23 protein-coding genes are annotated in these 23944 nt (G+C 72.2%); 9 read left to right on the forward strand and 14 right to left on the reverse strand.

Annotated features, from left to right (window positions below):
- Positions 1-51: 51 nt before the first annotated feature.
- Together B085_RS0135290 and B085_RS0135295 are read right to left on the reverse strand one after the other, a co-directional pair.
- Positions 52-309, reverse strand: a complete 258-nt coding sequence (locus tag B085_RS0135290) for a DUF3311 domain-containing protein (protein ID WP_026251773.1) — start codon at positions 307-309, stop codon at positions 52-54.
- 132 nt (positions 310-441) lie between these two features.
- A complete protein-coding gene (locus tag B085_RS0135295) occupies positions 442-1221 on the reverse strand; it encodes a GntR family transcriptional regulator (protein ID WP_018563314.1) in 780 nt (259 codons plus the stop codon).
- A gap of 226 nt (positions 1222-1447) precedes the next feature.
- Here B085_RS0135295 and B085_RS0135300 point away from each other — a divergent pair, with 226 nt between their 5' ends.
- The 6 genes from B085_RS0135300 to B085_RS0135325 all read left to right on the forward strand — a co-directional run bounded on the left by B085_RS0135300 (position 1448) and on the right by B085_RS0135325 (position 9151).
- Positions 1448-2725, forward strand: a complete 1278-nt coding sequence (locus tag B085_RS0135300) for an extracellular solute-binding protein (protein WP_018563315.1) — start codon at positions 1448-1450, stop codon at positions 2723-2725.
- 98 nt (positions 2726-2823) lie between these two features.
- On the forward strand, positions 2824-3789 hold the full coding sequence (locus tag B085_RS0135305) for a carbohydrate ABC transporter permease (RefSeq protein WP_026251774.1): 966 nt from the start codon (positions 2824-2826) through the stop codon (positions 3787-3789).
- Positions 3790-3794: 5 nt separating this feature from the next.
- A complete protein-coding gene (locus B085_RS0135310) occupies positions 3795-4682 on the forward strand; it encodes a carbohydrate ABC transporter permease (protein WP_026251775.1) in 888 nt (295 codons plus the stop codon).
- Positions 4679-6202 (forward strand): glycoside hydrolase family 3 protein, encoded by a 1524-nt coding sequence (locus B085_RS0135315; RefSeq protein ID WP_018563318.1) that lies wholly within the window; start codon positions 4679-4681, stop codon positions 6200-6202. The genes B085_RS0135310 and B085_RS0135315 overlap by 4 nt, the downstream gene beginning before the upstream one ends.
- Positions 6203-6249: 47 nt before the next feature.
- Positions 6250-7320: an SIS domain-containing protein gene (locus tag B085_RS0135320; protein WP_018563319.1), complete on the forward strand. Its 1071-nt coding sequence runs from the start codon at positions 6250-6252 to the stop codon at positions 7318-7320.
- Positions 7321-7702: 382 nt separating this feature from the next.
- The gene (locus B085_RS0135325; RefSeq protein ID WP_018563320.1) at positions 7703-9151 is read left to right on the forward strand and encodes a sensor histidine kinase; all 1449 of its coding nucleotides are present in this window, start codon (positions 7703-7705) and stop codon (positions 9149-9151) included.
- A 136-nt stretch (positions 9152-9287) separates the two neighbouring features.
- Here the strand turns inward: B085_RS0135325 and B085_RS0135330 are convergent, their stop codons facing one another.
- Positions 9288-9545: a WhiB family transcriptional regulator gene (locus B085_RS0135330; RefSeq protein ID WP_018563321.1), complete on the reverse strand. Its 258-nt coding sequence runs from the start codon at positions 9543-9545 to the stop codon at positions 9288-9290.
- A gap of 316 nt (positions 9546-9861) precedes the next feature.
- Complete coding sequence (locus tag B085_RS0135335; RefSeq protein ID WP_018563322.1) at positions 9862-10830, reverse strand: diacylglycerol/lipid kinase family protein; 969 nt, start codon at positions 10828-10830, stop codon at positions 9862-9864.
- A gap of 73 nt (positions 10831-10903) precedes the next feature.
- Between B085_RS0135335 and B085_RS0135340 the strand changes: the two genes are divergently transcribed.
- Positions 10904-11341, forward strand: coding sequence for a hypothetical protein (locus B085_RS0135340; RefSeq protein WP_018563323.1), 438 nt, complete (start codon positions 10904-10906; stop codon positions 11339-11341).
- A 46-nt stretch (positions 11342-11387) separates the two neighbouring features.
- On the opposite strand, the gene B085_RS0135345 is transcribed toward B085_RS0135340, so the two are convergent.
- From B085_RS0135345 to B085_RS0135375, 7 genes are all read right to left on the reverse strand, one after another.
- Positions 11388-12347 (reverse strand): RNA polymerase sigma factor SigF, encoded by a 960-nt coding sequence (locus B085_RS0135345; protein WP_078620214.1) that lies wholly within the window; start codon positions 12345-12347, stop codon positions 11388-11390.
- 43 nt (positions 12348-12390) lie between these two features.
- Positions 12391-12804: an anti-sigma regulatory factor gene (locus B085_RS0135350; protein WP_026251777.1), complete on the reverse strand. Its 414-nt coding sequence runs from the start codon at positions 12802-12804 to the stop codon at positions 12391-12393.
- A gap of 205 nt (positions 12805-13009) precedes the next feature.
- Entirely contained in the window at positions 13010-13519 is a 510-nt protein-coding gene (locus B085_RS0135355; protein ID WP_018563326.1) for a GNAT family N-acetyltransferase, read from the reverse strand.
- A gap of 10 nt (positions 13520-13529) precedes the next feature.
- Positions 13530-14420 carry a 1-aminocyclopropane-1-carboxylate deaminase/D-cysteine desulfhydrase gene (locus tag B085_RS0135360; protein ID WP_018563327.1) on the reverse strand — a complete coding sequence of 297 codons (891 nt, stop codon included), beginning with the start codon at positions 14418-14420 and terminating at the stop codon, positions 13530-13532.
- A 16-nt stretch (positions 14421-14436) separates the two neighbouring features.
- Positions 14437-15954, reverse strand: a complete 1518-nt coding sequence (locus B085_RS0135365; RefSeq protein ID WP_018563328.1) for a hypothetical protein — start codon at positions 15952-15954, stop codon at positions 14437-14439.
- A 428-nt stretch (positions 15955-16382) separates the two neighbouring features.
- Complete coding sequence (locus B085_RS0135370; protein WP_018563329.1) at positions 16383-19100, reverse strand: SpoIIE family protein phosphatase/ATP-binding protein; 2718 nt, start codon at positions 19098-19100, stop codon at positions 16383-16385.
- A gap of 200 nt (positions 19101-19300) precedes the next feature.
- Complete coding sequence (locus tag B085_RS0135375; protein ID WP_018563330.1) at positions 19301-19927, reverse strand: histidine phosphatase family protein; 627 nt, start codon at positions 19925-19927, stop codon at positions 19301-19303.
- A gap of 380 nt (positions 19928-20307) precedes the next feature.
- Here B085_RS0135375 and B085_RS44835 point away from each other — a divergent pair, with 380 nt between their 5' ends.
- On the forward strand, positions 20308-20571 hold the full coding sequence (locus B085_RS44835) for a hypothetical protein (protein WP_018563331.1): 264 nt from the start codon (positions 20308-20310) through the stop codon (positions 20569-20571).
- On the opposite strand, the gene B085_RS0135385 is transcribed toward B085_RS44835, so the two are convergent.
- The 3 genes from B085_RS0135385 to B085_RS46085 form a co-directional block, all read right to left on the reverse strand.
- Entirely contained in the window at positions 20568-21887 is a 1320-nt protein-coding gene (locus tag B085_RS0135385) for an RNA polymerase sigma factor (RefSeq protein ID WP_051102248.1), read from the reverse strand. The two genes, B085_RS44835 and B085_RS0135385, sit on opposite strands and share 4 nt — an antisense overlap.
- A gap of 57 nt (positions 21888-21944) precedes the next feature.
- Positions 21945-22310 carry a YciI family protein gene (locus B085_RS0135390; protein ID WP_018563333.1) on the reverse strand — a complete coding sequence of 122 codons (366 nt, stop codon included), beginning with the start codon at positions 22308-22310 and terminating at the stop codon, positions 21945-21947.
- Between the two features lie 186 nt (positions 22311-22496).
- Positions 22497-22973 carry a hypothetical protein gene (locus B085_RS46085; protein ID WP_018563334.1) on the reverse strand — a complete coding sequence of 159 codons (477 nt, stop codon included), beginning with the start codon at positions 22971-22973 and terminating at the stop codon, positions 22497-22499.
- 618 nt (positions 22974-23591) lie between these two features.
- Between B085_RS46085 and B085_RS0135400 the strand changes: the two genes are divergently transcribed.
- Positions 23592-23944, forward strand: a 353-nt coding sequence (locus B085_RS0135400) for a helix-turn-helix domain-containing protein (RefSeq protein ID WP_018563335.1), incomplete at its 3' end; no start/stop codon positions are given.

The raw sequence follows: 23944 nt of genomic DNA on the forward strand, positions 1-23944 counted from the left end.
CCAGGAAGAAGAAGATGAAGACGGCGAGTGCGACGCCGTTGACCCCGTCCTTCACTTCGCGGCCTCCTTCCGTGCCCGCTCCTCACGGCGGACCATGACGTACGCGGCGTACGTCAGTCCGGAGGACAGGAACACCCACAGCATCTGGTACCAGTAGAAGAAGGGGATGCCGATGAACTCCGGGGTCAGCTTCGCGTACGAGCCGACCCAGAGCATGGCGACGAAGGGGATGACGAGGCAGACACCGGCGATCACACGTGTGGTGGTGACCACCGGTGGCCGCCCGGAGGTTCCGGATGGTTCGGACATTGCTACGGCTCCGTCCTGATCTCTTACTCCTGTGTAATGCGCAGGCAATCTAGAGTCAGGACGGTCGGCACGTCACTACCGCCCGCATTGCGGTATGGAAACGATCTACAAGGCCGGGGAACCGTACCGGGGTTACGGACGTTGCAGGCGGGCCACGAACTTGTAGCGGTCGCCTCGGTAGACCGAGCGCACCCACTCCACCGGCTCGCCGCCCGTGTCGATCGAGTGCCGGGACAGCAGCAGCATCGGCAGCCCCACGTCGGTGCCCAGCAGGCCGGCCTCGCGCGGGGTGGCGAGCGAGGTCTCGATGGTCTCCTCCGCCTCGGCGAGCCGGACGTCGTAGACCTCGGCGAGCGCGGTGTAGAGCGAGGTGTACTTCGCCAGGCTGCGGCGCAGCGCGGGGAAGCGCTTGGCCGACAGGTGGGTGGTCTCGATGGCCATCGGCTCGCCGTTCGCCAGACGCAGTCGCTCGATGCGCAGCACACGGCCGCCGGCCTTCATGTCCAGGAGTTCGGCCAGCCGGTCGTCGGCGGTGATGTAGCCGATGTCGAGCAGCTGCGAGGTCGGCTCCAGACCCTGGGCACGCATGTCCTCGGTGTACGAGGTGAGTTGCAGCGCCTGGGAGACCTTGGGCTTGGCGACGAAGGTGCCCTTGCCCTGAATGCGCTCCAGCCGGCCCTCGACCACCAGTTCCTGCAGCGCCTGCCGCACGGTGGTGCGCGAGGTGTCGAACTCGGCTGCCAGGGTGCGCTCGGGCGGCACCGGTGAGCCGGGGGGCATCGTCTGGGTCAGTTCGAGCAGATGGCGCTTCAGGCCGTAGTACTTGGGCACCCGCGCGGTCCGTCCGGCCGCGGCCCCGGCCGCCTCCGCGGTCTCCGTCACCGCAGTACCGGCCTCGCCGTCGGTCTCCATCGCCTCTGCTCCCGAGTGCTGTCGTGCTGCCGTCACCGGCTCCTCCGTCATTCGCGGCTCACATGGTGGCACGGCCAGGGCTCATGTCGCGTTACGAGCCCAGATGTCGGTCCGGTAACGGACGCGTCCGGTGCTCTTATACACCCTTGACACCCCTAAAGGTCTAGGCCAAGCTTCGGGTCACTGGTCTACACCACTTTGTACTCACTGCCCTGGGGAGGGTGTTGTGAAGCGCAAGCTGATCGCGGCGATCGGTGTCGCCGTCATGGTCGCCGGCGTTGCGGCCTGCGGTTCGGACGACAAGGGCTCCGGCAAGGCCGCGGCGCCGAAGGAGATCACCGTCTGGCTGACGGTCGACGCACAGAAGAACTGGCCCGAGTTGGTCAAGCAGGCGGACGACGCCTTCGCGGCCAAGCACAAGGGCGTCAAGATCCGCCACGAGTACTACGAGTGGACCGCCAAGAACCAGAAGCTCGACGCCGTCCTCGCCACCAAGAAGGTGCCGGACGTCGTCGAGATGGGCAACACCGAGACCCTCGGCTACCTGGTCAAGGGCGCGTTCGCCCCGATCGACAAGAGCAAGTTCGAGAACTCCGGCGACTGGCTGGACGCCCTCGAGGGCTCCGTGACGTACAACGGCAAGACCTACGGTGTGCCCTACTACGCAGGTGCGCGGGTCGGCACCTGGCGCAAGGACGTCGCCAAGGCGGCCGGCGTCACCAAGGCCCCCACCACGTGGGCCGAGTTGACCGACGCGCTCGACAAGATCCAGAAGAAGAACGGCGACAAGTTCTCCGCCTGGTACCAGCCCAGCCGCGACTGGTACACCGCGCTGGCCTTCGTCAAGGACGCCGGCGGCGACGTCGCCAAGGAGGACGGCGGCAAGTGGACCGCCACCCTCTCCGACCCCAAGTCCATCGAGGGCCTGAAGACCTGGAAGGGCGTCCTCGACACGTACTTCCACGGCGACAAGAACAAGGACGAGGCCGACCGCTACATCGTCTACGGCCAGGGCAAGTCCGCGCTCATCTACGGCGCGAGCTGGGAGGGCGGCGCCGCCGCCGACCCGAAGACCGACAAGACCGGCAAGCTGAAGGACAACCTGGAGACCTTCGCACTGCCCGGCCCGAACGGCGATCTGCTGCCGAACTTCATCGGCGGCTCCGACCTGGTCATCCCGGTCAAGTCCGCCGCGCAGGACCTCGCCGCCGACTGGATCAACGCCTTCACCGACAGCGCGGCCCAGAAGGTCCTGATCTCCAAGGGCAACCTGCCCAACGCCAAGTCGCTGCTCGCCCCGCTCAAGGATGACCCGGCCACGGCCGCCTCCGCCCGGGCCAACGAGAACACCTGGTTCGTCCCGACCGCCCCGGGCTGGCTGCAGGTGGAGAAGAAGCAGATCCTGCAGAACATGCTGAACGACATCGCGGTCGGCAAGGCCTCCATCGAGGACGCGGCCAAGTCCGCGGACGAGCAGATCAACGCGGTGATCAACGCCGGCTGACCGGCACGCGGGCAACACAGTGATCGACGCCGGCCGGCCGCCCCAGGGCGGCCGGCCCCGGCGCGACGCCAGGGACTGGAGTACCCGAGGAGCACATGATGAGTGCCGTTGACACACCGCTGGACAAGGTGCCGCGCCCGCGGCCGGCGGGACCGGGCCGGAAGCCGCGCCGCTTCGGCGGAGCCGCGCTCCCGTGGACGTTGCTCGCGCCGGCCATCGGCGTCCTGCTGCTGGTCCTCGGCTATCCGCTGGTCCGGCTGGTCACCCTGTCCTTCAAGCAGTACGGCCAGGCCGAGCTCTGGCAGGGGCTGCCCGGCGACTGGCAGGGCTTCGCCAACTACACCCACGTCCTGGGGGACCCGGTCTTCTGGGGCGTCGTCCTGCGCACGCTGGTCTTCACCCTCGGGGCCGTGCTGCTCACGCTCGCCGCCGGCATGGGGGTGGCGCTGCTGATGCAGCGGGTCTCGGCCTGGGTCAAGGCGCTGATCAACATCGTGCTGGTGGCGAGCTGGGCGATGCCCGTCGTCGTCGCCATCACCATCTTCAAGTGGATGTTCGACAGCGACTACGGCGTCCTCAACTGGCTGCTCAGCCGGTTGCCGGGAGCCGACTTCAGCGGCCACAACTGGTTCACCGACACCAAGCAGGGCTTCCTCGTCATCACCCTCATGGTGGTGTGGGGTGCGATCCCGTTCGTCGCCATCACCCTGCACGCCGGCCTCACCCAGGTGCCCAAGGAGCTGGAGGAGGCCGCCCGCATGGACGGCGCCGGGCCGGTCAAGGTCTTCCGGCACGTCACCCTGCCGGTGCTCAAGCCGATCATCGTCATGCTGACGACGCTGTCGGTCATCTGGGACATGGGCGTCTTCCCGCAGGTCTTCCTCATGCGCGACGGCCACCCCGAGCCCGCGTACCAGGTGCTCACCACCTACTCCTACGACCAGGCCTTCGTCGCCAACGACTACGACGCGGGCGCGGCCATCGCCGTCGTCACCGTGCTGCTCCTCCTCGGAGTGATGGCCGTCTACATGCGCCAGATGCTGAAGATCGGAGAGGTGGAGTGACGACCATGCTCGACACGGCTCCCGCCGAGAGGACACCGGCGGCCGCTCCCGCCGCGCGTGCCCTCCGGCGGCCCCGGCGCAAGGGGCGGACGGTCTACAACCTCCTCGGCCTGCTGGTCGTGGTGGTCTCCGGCTTCCCGGTCTACTGGATGCTCAACACGGCGTTCAAGCCCGCCAAGGACGCCATCGACCCCGACCCCAAGTTCTTCCCGACCAGCCTGTCCTTCCAGAACTTCTCCGACGCCCTGGACGTCGGCGACTTCTGGGGTTCCGTCGGCCGCAGCCTCATCGTCTCCGGCGCCACCGTCGGCCTCGGCCTGGTGATCGGCCTGCTGGCCGCGCTGGCCATCTCCCGCTTCGTCTTCCGCGGCCGCAAGGCCGTGATCGTCGCGATCCTCGCCGTGCAGATGGTGCCGCTGGTCGCGATGATCATCCCGGTCTTCCTGCTGCTCAACCAGATCGACCAGATCGACAAGCTCACCGGGCTCATCGTCACCTACCTGACCTTCGTGCTGCCCTTCACGGTGTGGACGCTGCGCGGCTTCATCGTCAACATCCCCAAGGAGCTGGAGGAGTCGGCGATGGTCGACGGCTGCACCCGCATGGGCGCGTTCTTCCGGATCATCCTGCCGCTGCTCGCCCCGGGACTCGTCGCCACCTCGATCTACGCGCTGATCCAGGCCTGGAACGAGTACCTGTACGCGATGCTCATCATGAGCCAGGAGAACCAGACGGCCACGGTATGGCTCGGCAACTTCGTCACCTCGCGGGGCACGGACTACGCGCCGATGATGGCCGGTTCGACCATGATGGGCGTGCCCGTGGTGGTCTTCTTCCTGATCGTGCAGCGCAGGGTCGCCGCCGGACTGACCGCCGGCGCGGTGAAGGGATGACCGAGACCTTGAGCCAGATCCACGAAGGCGCCGCGGACACCGAGGCGCTCGTCCGCGACGCCCTCACCGTCCTGCAGCCGGGTTTCCACGGCACCACCGCACCCGAGTGGCTGCTGCGCAGGCTCGCCGAGGGACTGGGCTCCGTCGCCCTGTTCGCCCGCAACATCGAGTCGCCCGGGCAACTGGCCGCGCTCACCGCGCAACTGCGCGCCGTACGGCCCGACGTCCTGGTCGCCGCCGACGAGGAGGGCGGCGACGTGACCCGGCTGGAGGCCCGCAGCGGCTCCTCCTTCCCCGGCAACCTCGCCCTCGGCGCCGTCGACGACACCACCCTGACCCGCGACGTCGCCGCCGAGCTCGGCCGCCGGCTGGCCGAGTGCGGGGTCAACCTCAACTGGGCGCCCTCCGCGGACGTCAACTCCGACCCCCGCAACCCGGTCATCGGCGTGCGCTCCTTCGGCCCCGACCCGCTGCTGGTCGCCCGGCACACCGGGGCGTACGTCGAGGGCCTGCAGTCCGCCGGGGTCGCGGCCTGCACCAAGCACTTCCCGGGTCACGGCGACACCTCCGTCGACTCCCACCACGCGCTGCCCCGGGTGGACGTCGACCCGGACACCCTGCACGCCCGCGAACTCGCCCCGTTCCGGGCCGCCCTGGCCGCCGGCAGCAAGGCCGTGATGAGCGCGCACATCCTCGTGCCCGCCCTCGACCCCGACCGCCCCGCCACCCTCAGCCCCGCCGCGCTGACCGGACTGCTCCGCGACGAACTGGGCTACGACGGCCTGATCGTCACCGACGGCATCGAGATGCGCGCCATCGCCGACCTGTACGGCATCGAACGCGGCACCGTCCTGGCGCTCGCCGCCGGCGCCGACGCCATCTGCGTGGGCGGCGGCCTCGCCGAGGAGGAGACGGTGGTCGCCCTGCGCGACGCCATCGTCGCCGCCGTACGCGACGGCGATCTGCCCCGGGCGCGGCTCGCCGACGCCGCAGGACGGGTGCGGAGCCTGGCCGCCTGGGCCGCCGAGCACTCCGCGGCGCGGGCGACCGTGGCACCGGACCCCGGGATCGGCCTGGTCGCGGCCCGCCGCGCGCTGCGCGTGACCCGCACCGAGGGCTACCCGCCGGTCACCGAGGCGCCCTATGTCGCCGCCTTCACCCCGGTCGCCAACATCGCCGTCGGCGACGAGACCCCGTGGGGCGTCGCCGCCGAACTCGACCGGATCCTCCCGGGCACGGAGACCGGAAACTTCCGCGAAGGTGACGCCCTGACCGCACATGTGCTGAGGCCCGCGGGGCCTCGTAGGATCGTCGCAGTGGTGCGTGACGTGCACCGCCACCCCTGGATGGCCGAGGCGCTGGGCTCGCTGCTCGCCGCCCGTCCGGACACGGTGGTGGTGGAGATGGGCGTTCCGCAGGCGGCACCGTCCGGCGCGCTGCACATCGCGACCCATGGCGCCGCCCGTGTGTGCGGGCGGGCGGCCGCGGAGGTCATCGCGGGCAAGGAGGCCGGCGACTGAGGTCCGCCGCGGCTCATCTGTTCCGGACCAACCTGGAGGCCCAGAGAATGTCCGCCCCGACGCCGACCGGGCAGCAGCCGATGCCGGGCCGGATCATGGCCGGCGAGATGGCCGAGCAGCCCGCCGTGCTGCGCCGCATCCTCGACGAGGGCGCCCCGCGCATCCGGCGGATCGCCGAGCAGATCGCCGCGCGCAATCCGCGCTTCGTCCTGCTCACCGCGCGCGGCACCTCCGACAACGCCGCCCTGTACGCGAAGTACCTGGTGGAGGTGGTGCTCGGCAAGCCCGCGGGACTGACCTCCATGTCCACCACCACCGCGTACGGCGCCCGTCCGGATCTGACGGACTGCCTGGTCGTCACGGTCAGCCAGTCCGGCGGTTCACCGGACCTGGTGGCCTCCACCCGGGCCGCGCGCGAGGCCGGTGCGATCACCCTGGCGGTCACCAACAACGCCGGCTCGCCGCTGGCGGAGGTCTCCGAGTTCCACATCGACGTGCTGGCAGGACCGGAGAAGGCACTGCCGGCGACCAAGACGTACACGGCCGAGCTGCTCGCGCTGTACCTGTTCGTGGAGGGCCTGCGGGGCGGTGACGGCAGCGCCGCGAAGATCGTGCCGGAGCTCGCGGAGCAGATCCTCGCCCGCCAGGACGAGGTCAGGGCGCTCGCCGCGCGCTATCGCTTCGCCGAGCGCCTGGTGCTCACCTCGCGCGGCTACGGCTACCCGACCGCGAAGGAGGCCGCGCTGAAGCTGATGGAGACCAGCTACATCCCGGCCCTGTCCTTCTCGGGTGCCGACCTGCTGCACGGCCCGCTGGCCATGGTCGACAACGTCTCCCCGGTCATCGCGATCGTCACCGAGGGCAAGGGCGGCGAGGCGCTCCAGCCGGTGCTGGACCGGCTGCGCGGCCGTGGGGCGGACCTGGTGGTCATCGGCAACCAGGAGTCGGTCGACGCCGCCTCGGCCGGCTTCGTCCTCCCCACCGAGGGTGTCGCGGAGGAGGTGCAGCCGATCCTGGAGATCCTTCCGCTGCAGATGCTGGCCTACGAGGTGACCATCGCCCGGGGCCAGGACCCGGACGCGCCCCGCGCGCTGGCGAAGGTGACCGAGACCCGTTGAGCGGAAAGGGGCGCCGGGCCGCGAGCCGAGCCGGAAAGGGCCCCGGCAACACTTCGGGCCGCGGCGCCGGGACGGGACCCTCAACCCGCCCAGCACCGCAGCCCGGAGCTGCCGTCGGCCCGTGGCGCGCGGGATGTGCGGTTCCCGCGGCCCGTGAGAGCCGACCATGAGGCCTGGCGCAGTCAGGGCAGAGAGCGCCCCGGCCTCGCTCCACCCTTCTGTGCGGGAAGGATGGAAGTTCGGTTGTGCGTCAATTCTGGACTAGACCACTAACAGCTGTCCATAAGTCGGCGCAGTCAGATCATAGGTCGTCGAGGACCTTTGTGGGGACTGGATGACGGCGCCTGCCATGAGCGCGGGTACGCTCATTTGCGTGCCCTCCATGAACGATCTCGTACGCCAGCACACGGACCTCGACGATTCCGATCTCGAGTGGCTCCACCTGCTGGTATCGGAGTGGCAACTGCTCTCCGACCTCTCCTTCGCAGACCTCGTGCTGTGGGTCCCGACCAGTGACGGGACCCGCTACGTCTCGGTCGCCCAGATGCGGCCGAACACCGGCCCGACGTCGTACCAGGACGACATGGTCGGCCACCTGGTGCCGCGCGGCCGGCGCCCGATGCTGGACGCCGCACTCGACGAGGGCCGGATCGTCCGGGAGGGTGACCCGGAGTGGCGCGAGGAGGTCCCGGTCCGGGTCGAGTCCATCCCGGTGCGCCGTGCCGGCCGGGTCCTCGGGGTCATCGCCCGCAACACCAACCTGCTCACCGTGCGGACCCCCAGCCGCCTGGAGCTCACCTACCTGCAGAGCGCCTCCGACCTGGCGCAGATGATCGCGGCGGGCAGCTTCCCGTTCCCCTCCGAGCAGGTGGACATGGACGCCTCGCCGCGCGTTGGCGACGGCCTGATCCGGCTCGACGCCGAGGGCGTCGTGCAGTACGCCAGCCCCAACGCGCTCTCCGCCTACCACCGGCTCGGCCTGGCGGCCGACCTCGTCGGCCACCACCTGGGCTCGGTCTCCGCCGAACTGGCGCCCTCACGGACCAAGAGCCACGAGGCGCTGGTGACCGTCGCCGGCGGCAAGGCGCCCCGCGAGACCGAGATCGAGGGCAACGGCGGCGTCATCCAGCTGCGGGCGATCCCGCTGAGCCCCAAGGGCACGCACAACGGCTCCCTGGTGCTGCTGCGGGACGTGACCGAGCTGCGCCGCCGGGAGCGCGAGCTGATCACCAAGGACGCCACCATCCGGGAGATCCACCACCGGGTGAAGAACAACCTGCAGACGGTCGCGGCGCTGCTGCGGCTGCAGGCGCGGCGCATGGACTCCGACAAGGGCCGGGAGGCGCTGGAGGAGGCGGTGCGCCGGGTCGGCTCGATCGCGATCGTGCACGAGACGCTGTCGCAGAACCTCGACGAGTGCGTGGAGTTCGACGAGATCGCCGACCGCGTGCTGGCGATGGTCGCCGAGATCTCTCCGGGCCGGGTCACCGCGCGCCGCCGCGGGCGGTTCGGGATCCTGACGGCCGAGGTCGCCACCCCGCTGTCGATGGTCCTCACCGAACTGCTGCAGAACGCCCTGGAGCACGGCTTCGGGCCGGGCGAGCAGGGCACCGTAGAGGTGGCCGCCGAGCGGCGCGGGCCGAAGCTGGGCATCGCGGTGCGGGACGACGGGCGCGGCCTGCCCGCCGAGTTCGACCCGCAGCGGGCCGGCAACCTGGGGCTGCAGATCGTACGGACCCTGGTGGTGGGGGAGTTGGGCGGAACCTTCGACATGGTCCCGGCCGAGGAGCGCGGGACGAAGGTCGTGCTGGAACTGCCGCTCGAGGGCTGACGCCCACCGGTTCGGCCCGGCCGGTCCGGGGAACGCCGAAGCCCCGGCCGCTCAGGGAGCGGCCGGGGCTCTTCGCGTCGCGATGCTGCGCGGTTCGGAGGTGCTGCGCGCTGCGGCTCGGGGGTAAGCGAGTGCGTCAGGCGCTGGCGTTGCGGGCGCGGTTGCGGGCGGCGCGGCGCTTCATCGCGCGACGCTCGTCCTCGCTGAGGCCACCCCACACGCCGGCGTCCTGGCCGGTCTCAAGCGCCCACTGCAGGCACTGCTCCATCACGGGGCAGCGGCGGCAGACGGCCTTGGCTTCCTCGATCTGCAGCAGCGCAGGACCGGTGTTGCCGATGGGGAAGAAGAGCTCGGGGTCTTCCTCGCGGCAAACGGCGTTGTGACGCCAGTCCATGGCTGCTCCATCTCCTTGTGTTGCATGTAAGTTGCTTGTGAATGTGAACGCTTTCACGAATCCTCGAACACGGCACGGGACAGCGCCCAGTCTCCTGGTGCGGTCCCGCTGGGAAGTGGTGAGGATTCGGCTACCGAGGACGCCCGATGAGCGGCTGTCCCGATCGCCAGGAAGAGCCTCGCAAACCTGGGCTGCGGATACAACCCCTTCCGGAAAGTTTTTTTTGATTCCTCGGTGTCGGCTCCGTCACAGCCGTACTTCCATGGGGTGCAGGGCAGCCTAAACGTTCGAGTGAAAGGACTTTATGTCCTTCTGCTTACACAATCACACGCAGTGCACGGCGTACGCCTGTGAAGGTTGCGCTCATTCGCAGTCCCAGGTGGTCTCCGTCCACCTGGAACGGCAGTGGCGCCTGCGAATGCAAGGTGAAGTCCGTCAGATCGTGCAGGGAGGTCGCGTGCCTGCCCTCGGGCCCCCGCTCCGGGGTCGAACGCAGCAGCTGGGTGGCGTAGCGGGCCACCGCCGCGGTGGACAGCCGGGAGAGTCCGAGCACGTCGAGGGCGGTGTCGAAGGAGGCGCGGGGGGAGGCGTAGATCGGCCGGTTCCCCAGGTACGTCCACGGCGCGGTGTTGCAGACGAGGGTCAGGACGAGATCGGTCACCGGGTCCTCGCCGGGCCGCTCCAGGGTGATCGTGCCGGTGCGCCGGTTCGGTTCGGCGAGGAACTGCCGCATCACCTGGCGTATGTAGAGCGCGTGCGTCGAACGCTTTCCGTGCTCGCGCTGCTGTTCCACCCGCCCGACGACACCCGCGTCGAAGCCCAGCCCGGCGCAGAAGGTGAACCAGCGCGCGGGCACCCCCTCGTCCTCCGTGCCCGGGGTGCCGCTCACGAGGCCCAGGCCGACCGTGCGGGAGCTGCGCTCGCGCAGCGCGTCCAGCAGCGCGCCGGTGGCCTCCACGGCGTCGTTGGGCAGTCCCAGGGCGCGCGCGAACACGTTCGTGGACCCGCCGGGCACCACCGCGAGCTTCGGCAGCCCTTCCGGGTCGGGACCGTTGTGCAGCAGGCCGTTGACCACCTCGTTGACCGTGCCGTCCCCGCCGAGGGCGACGACCAGCTCGATCTCCCCGCCCTCCGCGGCCTGGCGAGCGAGGTCACGGGCGTGGCCGCGGTACTCGGTCGCGGCGACCTCCAGCTTCAGGTCGCTGGCGAGCGCGTGCGCGAGGACGTCACGCGTCCGGGCGCTGGTGGTGGTGGCGGCTGGGTTGACCACGAGAAGGGCGCGCATCCCGCCAGCGTACCTACCGGACGGTACCGGGCCGCACCCCTGGTGGTCCGGAGACGGCGGCTACCCTGCTGGGGTGAGTGGCAACGAGAAGCCTGGCAACGAGAAGCCCGCGCGGCCGAACCGTACGCGCCGGCTCGCGGCGGCGGCCGCGGTCGCGGCACTGGAAGGCGCCGCCCTGGCGGCCTGGGGGATCGCGATGCTGGCCGTGGGGCTCCTCGGCGACCCCGACAGCCCGCGCCAGGCGGAGGCCGGGGGCGTGACCGTCCTCGCCCTGGCGGCCATGCCGCTGGCGGCCGCCTACGGTCTGTGGCACGCGCGGCGCTGGAGCCGCGGTCCCGCGCTGATCATCCAGCTCGTCGCGCTCCCCGTCGCCTGGACCATGGTGCAGGCGGGCGGCCCCATGATCGCCGCGGGTGGTGTCCTGGGTGCGGCCGCCGTCGCCGAGCTGGTGCTCCTCGTCCACCCCGCGGCCACCGACGCCCTCGGGATCGGGCGCACGGCCGAACAGTGAACCGCGGCGCCCGGGGGCGCCGCCGTCACCTACGTCCGCCCGGTCGTCACTCCTCGACCAGGAGCTTGTCGCGCAGCTGGGCGAGCGTGCGGGCCAGCAGCCGGGAGACGTGCATCTGGGAGATGCCGACCTCCTGGGCGATCTGCGACTGGGTCATGTTCCCGAAGAAGCGCAGCAGCAGGATCTTCTTCTCGCGCGGCGGCAGCTGCTCCAGCAGCGGCTTGAGCGACTCCCGGTACTCCACGCCCTCCAGCGCGTCGTCCTCGGCGCCGAGGGTGTCGGCGACGGCCGGCGACTCGTCGTCGGTGTCGGGCACGTCCAGGGAGAGCGTGCTGTACGCGTTGGCGGATTCGAGGCCCTCCAGGACCTCCTCCTCCGTGATCTTCAGGTGTTCGGCAAGCTCGTGCACCGTCGGGGCGCGCCCGTGCTGCTGCGAGAGCTCGCCGGTCGCCGTCGTCAGGGCCAGCCGCAGCTCCTGAAGGCGGCGCGGGACGCGCACCGCCCAGCCCTTGTCGCGGAAGTGCCGCTTGATCTCGCCGACGACGGTCGGGGTGGCGTAGGTGGAGAACTCCACCCCGCGGTCCACGTCGAAGCGGTCCACGGACTTGATCAGCCCGATCGTGGCGACCTGGGTCAGGTCGTCGAGCGGCTCGCCCCGGTTGCGGAACCGGCGGGCGAGGTGCTCGACCAGCGGCAGGTGCATGCGGACCAGGCGGTTGCGCAGCTCGGCGCGCTCCGGGGACCCCGGCGGGAGCTTGCTGAGTTCCACGAACAGCGCCCGGGCCCCGGCCCGGTCGTGGGCCGCGTGGTGCCCGTGCTGCTCGTGATCCTGCTCCTGCTCGTGGTGCTGCTCCTGCTGCTCCTGCGCCATGCGATCCGCCCGATCCGCCTGATCCGCCTGCCCGGCCGCCTCACTGCTCCCGAGACCGGCCACGGGCCCGGTACCGGGATGCGGCCGTGCCTCGTGACGCCGCGCCGCGGGAGCGGGTACGGGGCGTCCGCGCACCCCCGGGGTGCTGCCTTCCAGATCGTTCACGGCGATTCCCCCGTTACAGCTGTCCCGGTCCGGCACCGCGCTTCTTGTGCAGGGCGATGCTCACGGTCTTGTCGTCGGCCACGCTGGACTCCACCTCGCCGGCCAGCGCGGACAGCACCGTCCAGGCGAAGGTGTCGCGCTCCGGGGCGCGGCCGTCGGTCGTGGGCGCCGACACGGTCACCCACAGGGCGTCCCCGACCAGGCGGAAGACGCAGCTCAGCACGGATCCCGGGACGGCCTGCTGCAGCAGGATGGCGCACGCCTCGTCCACGGCGATGCGCAGGTCTTCGATCTCGTCGAGGGTGAAGTCCAATCGGGCCGCGAGTCCCGCCGTCGCCGTACGCAGCACCGACAGGTAGGCCCCTGCCGCGGGCAGCCGGACCTCGACGAAGTCCTTCGACCCGGGCTCGCCTGCGATCTGGGACACCCGCACCTCCAAGGTGGCACACGCACTGCCCTCATCGGCATTGCACTGATCTGGTTCGGTTCGCCAGCGACGCTATCGCGATCCGTACCCCGGTGTCGCCCGGACGGAGCACGGTCGCCGCCGTGAATGAGCCCTGACCCGGCACCCCACGACTGTCACCCATAGTAGGCGCATGAGCACGCAACGTGCCTAGTGGTCTGCGGACTCAATTCGAAAGAGATGTCGCTTTGTTGACGCGTGCCTGCTCAGCGAGGGCACGAAGGGGTTCGCCGGTCAGTCTTTGTACCGTCCATTCGTCCTGGGGACGGGCGCCCATCGCACGGTAGAAGGCGAGGGACGGCTCGTTCCAGTCCAGCACGGACCACTCGAAACGTTCGTAGCCCCGCTCGACGCATATGGCGGCGAGTCCGGCGAGCAGCGCCTTGCCGTGGCCGCCGCCGCGCGCGTGGGGTCGCACGTACAGGTCCTCCAGGTAGACGCCGTGGGTCCCGGTCCAGGTGGAGAAGTTCCTGAACCACAGCGCGAAGCCCACCGGCGAGCCCAGGGTGTCGTCCTCGGCGATGAGCGCGAAGACGGCTGGATCCGGACCGAAGAGCGCGTCGTGGAACTGCTGCGGGGTGGCGCGCGCACTGTCCGGCTCCCGCTCGTAGTCCGCGAGTTCGCGGACCATCGCGTGGATCTCCGGGACGTCGCCGGGGGTCGCGGCTCGGATCATGCCAGCAAGGCTAACCGGTCGGCCGTCCGGTCACGACGGCCGCCACCGTCGTCCCGGGCGCGAAGGCGCCCTCCTGGGCCAGTGAGAACAGGCCGTGCAGCATCTTCGCGACGTAGACGGAGTCCGGGACGAAGCCGTGCCGCCCGCCGAAGTCCTCCGCGAACGCCCGCAGCACGGGTGAGACGCGGGCGTAGCCGCCGTGGTGGAAGCGGCCGTCCAGCAGCCAGCTCCCGCGCGGCCCGCCGAAGGCCTCCTCCTGGAGCCGGCGTATCTCCCCGGCCAGGAATCCGCCGCCCTTGAGCACCGGGAACCCGACGGCCCGCTGCCCCGGACCGAGCCCGGCCGCCAGGCCCGCCAGGGTGCCGCCCGTCCCGCAGGCCACGCCCACGACGTCCGCCCTGCCGCGCAGCTCCTCCCCGAGGGCCGCGCACCCGCGCGCGGCGAGCGCGTTGCTGCCGCCCTCGGGGACGACGTAGGCGGGGCCCAGACGCTCCAGGAGGGATGCGAGGACCTCTGGCTCGGCCTTGCGGCGGTAGGTGGCCCGGTCGAGGAAGTGCAGCCGCATGCCGTCGGCGGCGGCCCGCGCCAGGGAGGGGTTGAGCGGGCGCCCGGCCAGCTCGTCGCCGCGGACGACACCCGTGGTCGCGATGCCGAGCAGCCGGCCGGCGGCGGCGGTGGCCCGCAGGTGGTTGGAGTAGGCACCGCCGAACGTCAGCAGACGGCCGTGGCCGCCGTCGAGGGCGGCCCGCAGATTCAGGTGGAGCTTGCGCCACTTGTTGCCGGGCAGGTCGGGATGGATCAGGTCGTCCCGCTTGACGAACATCCGTACGCCGCGCGCGGCCAGCCGCTCGTCGTCGTGCAGCTCGACCAGCGGGGAGGGCAGGCGGACGTCCGGGATCACCCGTTCATTGTGGCCGTCACCTGGGCGAGAGGTAGACGCGGTAGCCCGGGTGGTAGCGGAGGTTCGGCAGCGGCCGGGAGGGCCAGTCGCGCGCGTACGCGGGCGGCTGCCCGTTCGGCGGGGTCAGGACGGCGACGGGCTGGGTGCGGGCCAGCCGCAGGACGCCGTCCGGGGTCAGGTTCTCGTTGTGCCCCGCGGTCTGGCCGGAGGCGCAGCGCGCCTGGTAGCCGACGGGCGTCGCCATCGGCCCGGTGACCAGGCACGGCGGGCGCACCCCGAGCCGGGTCAGCTCGGCGGCCATGCGGGCGTAGTCGCCGTTGCCGATGGTCGAGCTGCGGACCGCGCGGTGGAGCACGATCTGCTGGGTGACGAGCTGCGCGAGCACGACGGCGACCACGGCGCCGGCGACGGCCGGCCGCAGCGCCGGCCGCACCCGTCCGGGGAGCAGGAGGAGGCACTGGGCGGCGGGCAGGGCGAGCAGGGCGTACGCCGGGAGCAGGAAACGCGGTGCGGCGTAGTCGATGAGCACCAGATAAGGCAGCGCCAGGGACAGGCCGCACACGGCGGGCAGGTACCGCGCACCTGGCGCCTGCCCCTCGCGCCGCGGCGTGAGGGCGACCCCGGCCGCCACCAGGGCGGGCAGGGCGAACCACCACACGGCGTCACCCTTGTGCTGCCAGACGGCGTCGCAGGGGCGGCACAGCGTGCGCGAGGCGTCCAGGGTGCTGAGCTGGTCGGCGAAGGCCAGGTGCCAGCCGAGGCCGCCCTCGATGGCGTTCGCGCGGTCCATCCGGGCGAGGATGCCGCCGTAGGCGGTGAACGCCTCGACGACCCACTGGGCGCCGCCCAGCAGCACCCCGGCGGCGATGACCGCGAGCAGCACCAGGCGGCGCCGGCCGCGCAGGAAGAGCGCGGCGACGCCCAGCGGCAAAGCCAGCCACGCGGCGTCGTGCGGCCGCAGCAGGGTCAGCGCCGCGAACGCCGCTGCCAGACCGGCGAGCGCGGCCCGGCCGGTGTGACCGGGTGCCGCCGCGCGCAGGTAGCAGCCCACCGCGATCAGGGCCACCAGCGCGACCCAGAGGTTGGGCATCGCCTGGGGGCCGTACAGCAGGGTCACCCACAGACCGGCGAAGAGCAGCCCGCCCAGCGCCACCACCCGCGTGCCCAGCAGGGGCCGCAGCAGCCACAGCGCCAGGAAGAGCGCCGCGCCCGACAGGACCGCCAGATAGACGCGGAGCGCCAGGGTCGACGCGGTCAGCAGCGCCAGCGGCGCCACGAGGGCCGGCACGCCCCGGGAGCGGGGCGCGCTGAAGAACGCGGAGGGGATGTCCGGGGAGACCTGGCTGACGTAGACCGACTCGTCCCAGCCGAGGCCCATGCCGGGCGCGACGACCAGGAGGAGTTGGACCACGGTGAAGAGCGCCGCCAGGCAGGCGAGCAGTCGGACCTCGGAGTGCGGGCGGCTGCGCGGCGGTGCGGCGTGGCGCGCGCGGGGCCGGGCATCCGGTGACGTCAGCTCATGCGTCGTCGCCATAGTGCGCCATGGCAACAGCCGTGGCGCACGTGATCAAGGCGGCGCGCCGCTCCCCAGGGGGTGGCTCGGCCGGTGGGGTGAGCGGCGCCGGGGCGCGTTCGCCCGGGTGGGGGCGTCGCCGGGGACGACGGGCGGCGGGGCGCCTTCGCCGCTCTGGGTGGCGGTGCCTCCACCCGGCCGGGACGGCCGGGCGGCCGCGGCAGGGCCCGCCACGGGCCCTCAGGCGGGCGTGGCGAGCCCGGCGAGGCCGCGTACCGGGCCGCACGCACCGCGCTGCGACTGCACGGCGCCCTCGACTGCACCGCCGGGTACGACCTGTCGCTGTGGCCGGCCAGGGCCCGCGCGCTGCGCCGCCTGGGGCACCCCGGCCCGGTGCCGGGCCCGTGTGCTGTCGGAGACGCCCTTCTGAGCCCCGGGCCCGGGAGGTCTCAGCGGACCGAGGCGTCGACCGCGCCCGTCAGACGCGCGCCCGCGGCCAGGGCGCGGTCCGCCCGGGCGGGCAGCGGCTGCTCCGCCCAGATCACCTTGCCCTCGGGGGTGTAACGCGTGCCCCAGCGCTCGGCGACCTGCGCGACCAGGAACAGCCCGCGGCCGCCCTCGTCGGTGGTGGCGGCGTAGCGCAGGTGCGGCGAGGTGCTGCTGCCGTCGGACACCTCGCAGGTCAGGGTGCGGTCCAGCAGCAGCCGCACCCCGATGGGCGCGGAGCCGTAGCGGATGGCGTTGGTGATCAGTTCGCTGAGCACCAGCTCGATGCCGAACGCCAGCTCCGACAGGCCCCACTCGTCCAGCTTCGCCGCGACGGCGGCCCGCATCCCCGACACCGCCGCGGGGTCCATGGGCACGTCCCATTCGGCGACGTGGTCGGCGGGAGTGGCGCGGGTCCGGGCGATCAGCAGCGCCACGTCGTCCTTGGGGCGGCCCGGCAGCAGCGCCTCCAGGACGGCCTGGCAGCTCTCCTCGGGCGGCCGGTCCGGGTGGGCGGCCAGCGCCTGCCTCAGCATCTCCATGCCGACGTCGAGGTCCCGGGTGCGGTCCTCGATCAGCCCGTCGGTGTACAGGACGAGATGGGTGCCCTCCGCCAGCTCCAGTTCCGCCGTCTGGAACGGCATCCCGCCCAGGCCCAGCGGCGGTCCTGCGGGCAGGTCGGGGAACTCCACGCCGCCGTCGGGGCGGACCAGGGCGGGCGGGTGGTGTCCGGCCCGCGCCATCGCGCAGCGCCGCGAGACGGGATCGTAGATCGCGTAGAGGCAGGTGGCGCCCATGACGCCGGCCCCGACGCCGGTGCCGGACTCGTCCTGGTCGATCCGCCCGACCAGGTCGTCGAGGTGGCCGAGGAGTTCGTCGGGCGGCAGGTCGAGGGTGGAGAAGTTGTGCACCGCGGTACGCAGCCGCCCCATCGTGGCGGCGGCGTGCAGTCCGTGGCCCACGACGTCGCCGACGACCAGCGCCACCCGGTTGCCGGGGAGCGGGATCACGTCGAACCAGTCGCCGCTGACGCCGGACTGCGCGGGCAGGTAGCGGTGGGCCACGTCCAGGGCGCTCTGCTCGGGCAGCGCGCGCGGCAGCAGGCTGCGCTGCAGGGTCACGGCGAGGGCGTGCTCGCGGGTGTAGCGGCGCGCGTTGTCGATGTTGACCGCGGCCCGGGCCACCAGCTCCTCGGCGAGCGAGAGGTCGTCCTCGTCGAACGGCTCCGGCTTCTCCGAGCGCCAGAAGTTGGCGATGCCCAGCACCACGCCGCGGGCCTTGAGCGGGGCCGCGATCAGCGAGTGGATGCCGTACCCGACGACCCGGTCGGTGCGCTCGGGGTCCTGCGCGAGCCAGCCGGGGTCGGCGGAGAGGTCGGCGACGATCTCCGAGCGGCCGCTGCCGAAGCCCCGCGCCTGCGGGGTGGAGGGCAGGAAGTCGATCAGCTTGCCGAGCGGGTAGAGCGGCGCGTCGGAGCGGATGCCGTTGACGGCCGTCCGGCGCATGTCGGAGCCGGCGGCGCCGCTCGGCTCCTCGCCGCGCAGCACGGGGTCGGCCAGGTCGACGGTGACGAAGTCGGCGAAGCGCGGTACGGCGACCTGGGCCAGCTCCTCGGCGGTGCGCACCACGTCGAGGGTGGTGCCGATGCCCAGGCCCGCGTCGTAGAGCAGCTTGAGGCGTTCCCTGGCGGCCTCGGCGCGGCCGGACAGCGCCCGCAGCTCGGTGGAGTCGCGCAGGGTCGCGACCGAGCCCCTGGGGCCGCCGTGGGCGTCGGTGGGCCGCTGGTTCACCGCCAGCAGGCGGTCGCCGGCCGGGAGCACCTCGTCGGTGGCCACCCGCCGGGAGGTCAGCAGTTCCACCGTGCCGGGGTCGAGTCCCGGCAGGTCGGTGATCCGCCGGCCCTCGGCGTCGGGGGCGAGGTCCAGCAGACGCTTGGCCTCGTCGTTGGCGAGCAGCAGCCGCCCGTCGTCGTCGACGATGAGCACGCCCTCGCGCACGGAGTGCAGCACCGTGTCGTGGTGCTCGTACATGCGGGCCATCTCGGCCGGGTCCAGGCGGTGGGTCTGCCGGCGCAGCCGCCTGGCGATCAGTGCCGTGCCGCCCATGGCCAGGGCGAGCGCCGCCGCGCCGGCGCCGAGGATGATCGGCAGCTGCCTGGCGACCACACCGGTCACGTTCTCGACCTTCATGCCGGCCGACACCAGGGCCACGACCCGCCCGTTCGGGTCGTCGACGGGGTCGAAGACGGGCACCACCGCCTGGACCTCGTGGCCGAGGGGGCCGTGCACGCTCTCCGTGTACACCTTGCCCTGGAGCGACGGCTCGATGGTGCCGACGAACCGTTCGCCGATCCGGCCGGGGATCGGGTGCGTGTAGCGGATCCCTTGGGTGTCCATCACCACGATGAAGTCGACCCCGGCCTCCTTGCGGGCCAGTTCCGTGATCGGCTGGAGGGTCCTGGAGGGGTCCGGTTCCTTCAGCACGTCCACCAGGCCTGGGGAGCGCGCGAAGGTGCTCGCCGCCGCTGTGGAACGGGCGACGGCATCGCGCTCGCTGTCGTGCCGGGACTGCAGGACGAGCGCGAACACGCCGCAGGCGACGAGCAGCACCACGACCGCCACCTGCAGGATGAAAACCTGTCCGGCGACGCTCCGCGGGCCCTTCTCGGTCAGTGACCGCATTGACACGCCCCGAATCGGTCGAAAACGTCGACCATGCCGACATTTCTAACACTGCCCGGGTTGCTGTTGCCATAGGCCACGAGGTCCCCCGACCGGATGCCGGGCCCGCCCGCCGGCGTTCGCCGCGGGGCCGGGCCCGGTGGCCGGCGGGGGATCGAGCGGGGGATCGGGGCGACCGCCCTCAGAGGTGGCGACCGCCCTCAGAAGTGCAGCTCGGCCGGGAAACCGGTCCAGCGCAGCTCCTCCGGAAGGTGCCGCATGTCGTTGAGGAGCAGCACCGAGTTCGGGCGGCCGGGCGTGTAGCGGATCACCGTCAGGGCGGCGTGCGCGTGGTTGAGGCTGAGCCAGCGCCAGCGGGGTGCGTCCAGGGCCGCCGACACCAGCCAGCCGATCAGGAAGTTGTGCGTCACGAGCAGCTCGTGCGCCGCCTTGCCCGCCGCAATAGGCCCGGCGAACCGGGTCAGCGCCTCGGCGGCCAGCTGCGGCCCCCAGGCCCGCTCCTCGGGGGAGAAGTGGTCCAGGAAGCGGGAGAGGTAGTACGCGCTGTCCGGCGGCAGCTCGGACTCCGCGGGGAAGTGGGGCGGGTAGTCCCCCGCCAGGTCGTCGGCCGTCACCGGCACCCCGCCTCCCAGCCGCTCGCCGATCAGCGCGGCGGACTGGGCGGCCCCCGGCAGCGGACCGTGGTGGACGGAGGAGATCGGGGAGCCGCGCAGCCGCTCGCCGAGGAGTCCGGCCTGCCGGAAGCCGTTCTCCGTGAGGCCGCTCTCGTCCGGCAGCGCCTCGGCGTGCCGGGTGAGATAGAGGTAGCGGCTCGCCGTTCCGGTCATGCCCTGCCCCTCTCGGGTGTCGACGACGTGGGTGTCCTGCGCGCGGTCGTACGCGTGGGGCGGGGACGGTGCGGAGGGACGCTCCGGTCTCCGGTGACGCGGCGGCCGCATGGGGCGACGCCCCGCGCGGGCCGTGGTTCCCGCCGCGCCGCGCCGGCACACCGCAGGATGATCCCATGAGCGGGACGTATGTCCACCCGCCCGACGGCCCTCGGTGAGGGCGCGCGGTGGTCCGCGCGTGACTTCGGGGGGCGCGCGCCGCCCCTTGCGGTTCGTCCGCCACCAGGGCCGCGGGCAGGGGCCGTTGGTGTGGGGATGCGGGGTGCGCCCGCCGCCGTACGATGAGAAGCGGGCCGTCGGCGAGACTGCGGGAGGCCGCGATGGACAGGACGAGGGCGACCGGCCGCCACTACGGGGTTCTGGGGCTCGTCGCGGCGGCGGCGGTGGTGGTCGCGGTCGGGCTGGGTGTGCCGATCGGCGCGATCTTCATCCTCGCCGTGGCCCTGCTCTGCCCGCTGATGATGTTCGTGATGCTGCACGCTCTGCGCGGGCCGGACGCCCACCGCCACTCTGTCGTGGAGGCCATCGACAGCACCGGCCGCCGCGGCCGCCGCTCCTCGTCCGGGGCAAGGCCGCCGACCTAGGACGACCCGGCCCAGCGGTCTCCGGCCGCCAGGCTCGCCCGGGCGGCCCGCTCGACCAGCAGGGTCCGCTCGCGCTCGTTGCGGGTCAGGGACGCGGCGCGCAGGAACTCCTCGCGGGCCTCGGCGTGCCGGCCGAGCCGCTCCAGCAGGTCACCGCGGACGCTCGGCAGCAGGTGGTAGCCGCGCAGCGCCGGCTCGTCGGTGAGCCGGTCCACGAGCGCGAGCCCCTCCCGCGGCCCGTACGCCATGGTGACCGCGACCGCCCGGTTGAGTTCGACCACCGGGGTCGGCGTGCGCCGCGCCAGGATCGCGTACAGCTCCGCGATCCGCCGCCAGTCCGTGTCCCGCGGGTGCAGGGCGTGGGCGTGGCAGGCGGCGATGGCGGCCTGCAGCGTGTACGGGCCGGGCGGACCGCCCGCCGCCTCGGCGCGGGCCAGGGCGGCGAAGCCGCGCCGGATCAGCAGCTGGTCCCAGCGCCGCCGGTCCTGGTCGGCCAGCAGGACGGGCTGGCCGTCGGGGCCCGTACGGGCCGCGGAGCGCGAGGCCTGGATCTCCAGCAGCGCGGCCAGGCCGTGCACCTCGGGCTCCTTGGGCATCAGCCCCGCCAGCACCCTGGCCAGGCGCAGCGCGTCCTCGCACAGTGCCGGGCGCATCCAGTCGTCGCCCGCGGTCGCCGAGTAGCCCTCGTTGAAGACCAGGTAGATGACCTCCAGGACGGAGGAGAGCCGCTCGACCCGCTCGGGACCGTGCGGCTGCTCGAAGGGTACGTCCGCCTTCGCCAGCGTCCGCTTCGCCCGGACGATGCGCTGGGCGACGGTCGCCTCCGGCACCAGGAAGGCGCGCGCGATCTCGGCCGTCGTCAGACCGCCGAGCAGCCGCAGCGTGAGCGCCACGCGCGCCTCGGTGGACAGCACCGGGTGGCAGGTGGTGAAGACCAGCCGCAGCAGGTCGTCCTCGATGTCGCCGTCGGCGGCGGCCTCCGCCGCGGCGAAGTCCGGCTCGTACGCCCCGCCGCCCTCCAGGGTGTGGCCCAGTTCCCGGAGCTTGCGCGCGAAGACCTCCTTGCGGCGGACGAGGTCGATCGCGCGGTGCTTCGCCGTGGCCGTCAGCCAGGCACCGGGGTTGTCCGGGACGCCGGCCCCCGGCCACTGCTCCAGTGCGGCGACCAGGGCGTCCTGGGCGAGTTCCTCGGCGACGCCGATGTCGCGCACGATCCGCGCGACACCGGCGATCACCCGGGCCGACTCGATCCGCCACACCGCCTCGATCGCGCGGCGGGCGTCATCGGTGCCTGAAGCGGGAGCCGAAGCCGTCACAGCCACCCATCAGAGCAGCCGCTCCCGGCGAGGGCAACCGGCGGCCGGCCGCGGCGCTCAGGAGAGCTCCGAGGCCTCCTCGACCTGCCGCAGCTCGCAGGTGATCTCCCAGGCGTCGCCGTGGACCTGGAGGAAGCGCCTGGTCCACTCCACGGCCTCCTCCTTCGACTTCGCCTGGATGATCGCGTAGCCGCCGATGAACTCCTTGGACTCGGTGAAGGGCCCGTCGACGACGGACAGCTTCCCGTGGTCCCAGTGCAGCCGCGTCCCCTCGGAGGTGGGCCGCAGCCCGGCCGTGTCCAGCAGCACCCCGGCCTTGGACATCTCCTCGATGAGCCTGCCCATCTCCTCCATCAGCCGTTCGTCGGGACCGCCCTCGGGGACGTTGTCCTCGTTGATCCGGATCAGGGACATGAAACGCATCGCGTGCTCCTTCTTCGTGTGCCGGAGGGGATCCTCCCCGCTCCTGCCTACGCGTCGAACGGGCGGCGCGCGGATCGACACGTCGGCGGAGGTTTTTCCGAGGCAGCGCGCTCCGGGTCGTTCCGGGCCCCCCGGCTCTCACGCCGGGGCAGTGGGCGCCGCGGGCGTGAACGGGCGGCAGCCGGGTCACAGGGGCGCGGACACCCTCGGCAGGGGGCGGGCGCCGGCGGTCAGCACCTCCATACAGGCGAGGTAGAGATACGCCGGGCCGGTGAGCTCGGCGTCGCCCCCGGAGCAGAGCCACAGGGCCGGGTGCCGGGCGGGGCGCCGAGGGTCGGCGGCGGCGAGCCATCCGCCGCGGGTGAGGAACCGCAGCCCGAGCGGGGACCAGACGTCCCCGGCACGGGGCGGCACCAGGAAGTACAGGAAGCCGCAGCGCCGGTCCCACATGGCGGGCCCGACGGGTGCGGAGCCGTCCCGCAGACGCGCGAGGACCTGGTGGCCGGGCCGCTCGGGGACTCTGACGGCGTCCCACCGGTGCCCGGCCGGCAGCAGGGCCACCCCGTTCCCGGCACGCGCCCAGTCGTCGAGGCGGCGCCGTGGGCCGCCGGGTCCGCCGGCGAGCCATGCCGCGAGGGCGGGCCCGCAGAATTCGTCGCACATACCACTCCCGGGTTCTGCTGCAAGTGATCAGCGTGCGGACGGCGGTCCGGCCGGGGGAGTCGACGCAGCATGCATATATCTGCGGTCGGCATGTGCTGAGAGCAATGCCCATGGCGTTGGATCACTTGATCGGATGGGGCAAAAGCGGCCAGTTTTGGGCAACCGGGTTTCGGGGGCGTTGATCACCTCTAGATTCCGTCCGACGTGACCGGCGCCGGGCGTGACGCGCCGCGCCCCGGAGCGTTGAAGGTACGGGTTTCGGAGAAGGGAGGGCAGTTTTGGCGACGCCGGCTAAAACCGCCCGGGGGAGCGCGGAATCGCTGTCGGGATTCCGGCATGCGGACCGCCTTCGCGGGGTGCCCGGTGGGGTGGGCCGGCGGAAGCGGCTCCGCGCCGCGTCGTCCATGGCCATTGGACGAGTTGTCTGATGGCATTGGACGCTAGCCCCTGGTCCGCCCCGCGGCAAGCATTTCGCGGCAGTTGGCTCCGCACGGCGTGGCACACCGGGGTGAAGGTGCAGGTGGGAGGGTGTGGGTCCGGGCCGGGTGGGTGGGGCCGCTGTAGACTCGGCCTCACTCGGACGGGTCAACCGACGTGCTAGCAGGAAGAATCCATCCCGTGGTGAACGCACTGCAGGAACTGATCAAGCGCCGGCTGGAGCAGCGGGGCTGGTCGTACGGCGAGGTGGCACGGCGCGGTGGTGTCCCGCGGTCGACGGTGCATCACCTGGCCACGACCGCGCGGGTGACCCGGATGCCGCAGCAGTCCACGCTGGAGGGCCTGTCACGGGGCCTGGAACTGCCGTTGGAGGCGGTACGCCGGGCCGCGGCCGAGGCCTGCGGGATCCACCTGTACGTCGAGGACGGCACCGGCACCACCCCCGACCCCGAGGTCGCCACCCTCATCGCCAGCGTCCAGCAGCTCTCCGAAGCCGACCGCCGACACGTCACCGCCCTCGTCGAATCCCTCCT

It is taken from the genome of Streptomyces sp. BoleA5 (assembly GCF_000373665.1).
Taxonomy (GTDB): Bacteria; Actinomycetota; Actinomycetes; order Streptomycetales; family Streptomycetaceae; genus Actinacidiphila.

What these genes read in the sequence shown, in the direction of transcription:
- B085_RS0135310 (WP_026251775.1), top strand. Translation starts at nt 3,795, where the DNA reads ATGCTCGACACGGCTCCCGCCGAGAGGACACCGGCGGCCGCTCCCGCC.
- B085_RS0135315 (WP_018563318.1), top strand. Translation starts at nt 4,679, where the DNA reads ATGACCGAGACCTTGAGCCAGATCCACGAAGGCGCCGCGGACACCGAG.
- B085_RS0135335 (WP_018563322.1), bottom strand. Translation starts at nt 10,830, where the DNA reads ATGCGCGCCCTTCTCGTGGTCAACCCAGCCGCCACCACCACCAGCGCC.
- B085_RS0135375 (WP_018563330.1), bottom strand. Translation starts at nt 19,927, where the DNA reads ATGACCGGAACGGCGAGCCGCTACCTCTATCTCACCCGGCACGCCGAG.
- B085_RS0135290 (WP_026251773.1), bottom strand. Translation starts at nt 309, where the DNA reads ATGTCCGAACCATCCGGAACCTCCGGGCGGCCACCGGTGGTCACCACC.
- B085_RS0135365 (WP_018563328.1), bottom strand. Translation starts at nt 15,954, where the DNA reads ATGGCGACGACGCATGAGCTGACGTCACCGGATGCCCGGCCCCGCGCG.
- B085_RS0135355 (WP_018563326.1), bottom strand. Translation starts at nt 13,519, where the DNA reads ATGATCCGAGCCGCGACCCCCGGCGACGTCCCGGAGATCCACGCGATG.
- B085_RS46085 (WP_018563334.1), bottom strand. Translation starts at nt 22,973, where the DNA reads ATGTGCGACGAATTCTGCGGGCCCGCCCTCGCGGCATGGCTCGCCGGC.
- B085_RS0135330 (WP_018563321.1), bottom strand. Translation starts at nt 9,545, where the DNA reads ATGGACTGGCGTCACAACGCCGTTTGCCGCGAGGAAGACCCCGAGCTC.
- B085_RS0135370 (WP_018563329.1), bottom strand. Translation starts at nt 19,100, where the DNA reads ATGCGGTCACTGACCGAGAAGGGCCCGCGGAGCGTCGCCGGACAGGTT.
- B085_RS0135320 (WP_018563319.1), top strand. Translation starts at nt 6,250, where the DNA reads ATGTCCGCCCCGACGCCGACCGGGCAGCAGCCGATGCCGGGCCGGATC.
- B085_RS0135325 (WP_018563320.1), top strand. Translation starts at nt 7,703, where the DNA reads ATGAACGATCTCGTACGCCAGCACACGGACCTCGACGATTCCGATCTC.
- B085_RS0135295 (WP_018563314.1), bottom strand. Translation starts at nt 1,221, where the DNA reads ATGGAGACCGACGGCGAGGCCGGTACTGCGGTGACGGAGACCGCGGAG.
- B085_RS0135305 (WP_026251774.1), top strand. Translation starts at nt 2,824, where the DNA reads ATGAGTGCCGTTGACACACCGCTGGACAAGGTGCCGCGCCCGCGGCCG.
- B085_RS44835 (WP_018563331.1), top strand. Translation starts at nt 20,308, where the DNA reads ATGGACAGGACGAGGGCGACCGGCCGCCACTACGGGGTTCTGGGGCTC.
- B085_RS0135390 (WP_018563333.1), bottom strand. Translation starts at nt 22,310, where the DNA reads ATGCGTTTCATGTCCCTGATCCGGATCAACGAGGACAACGTCCCCGAG.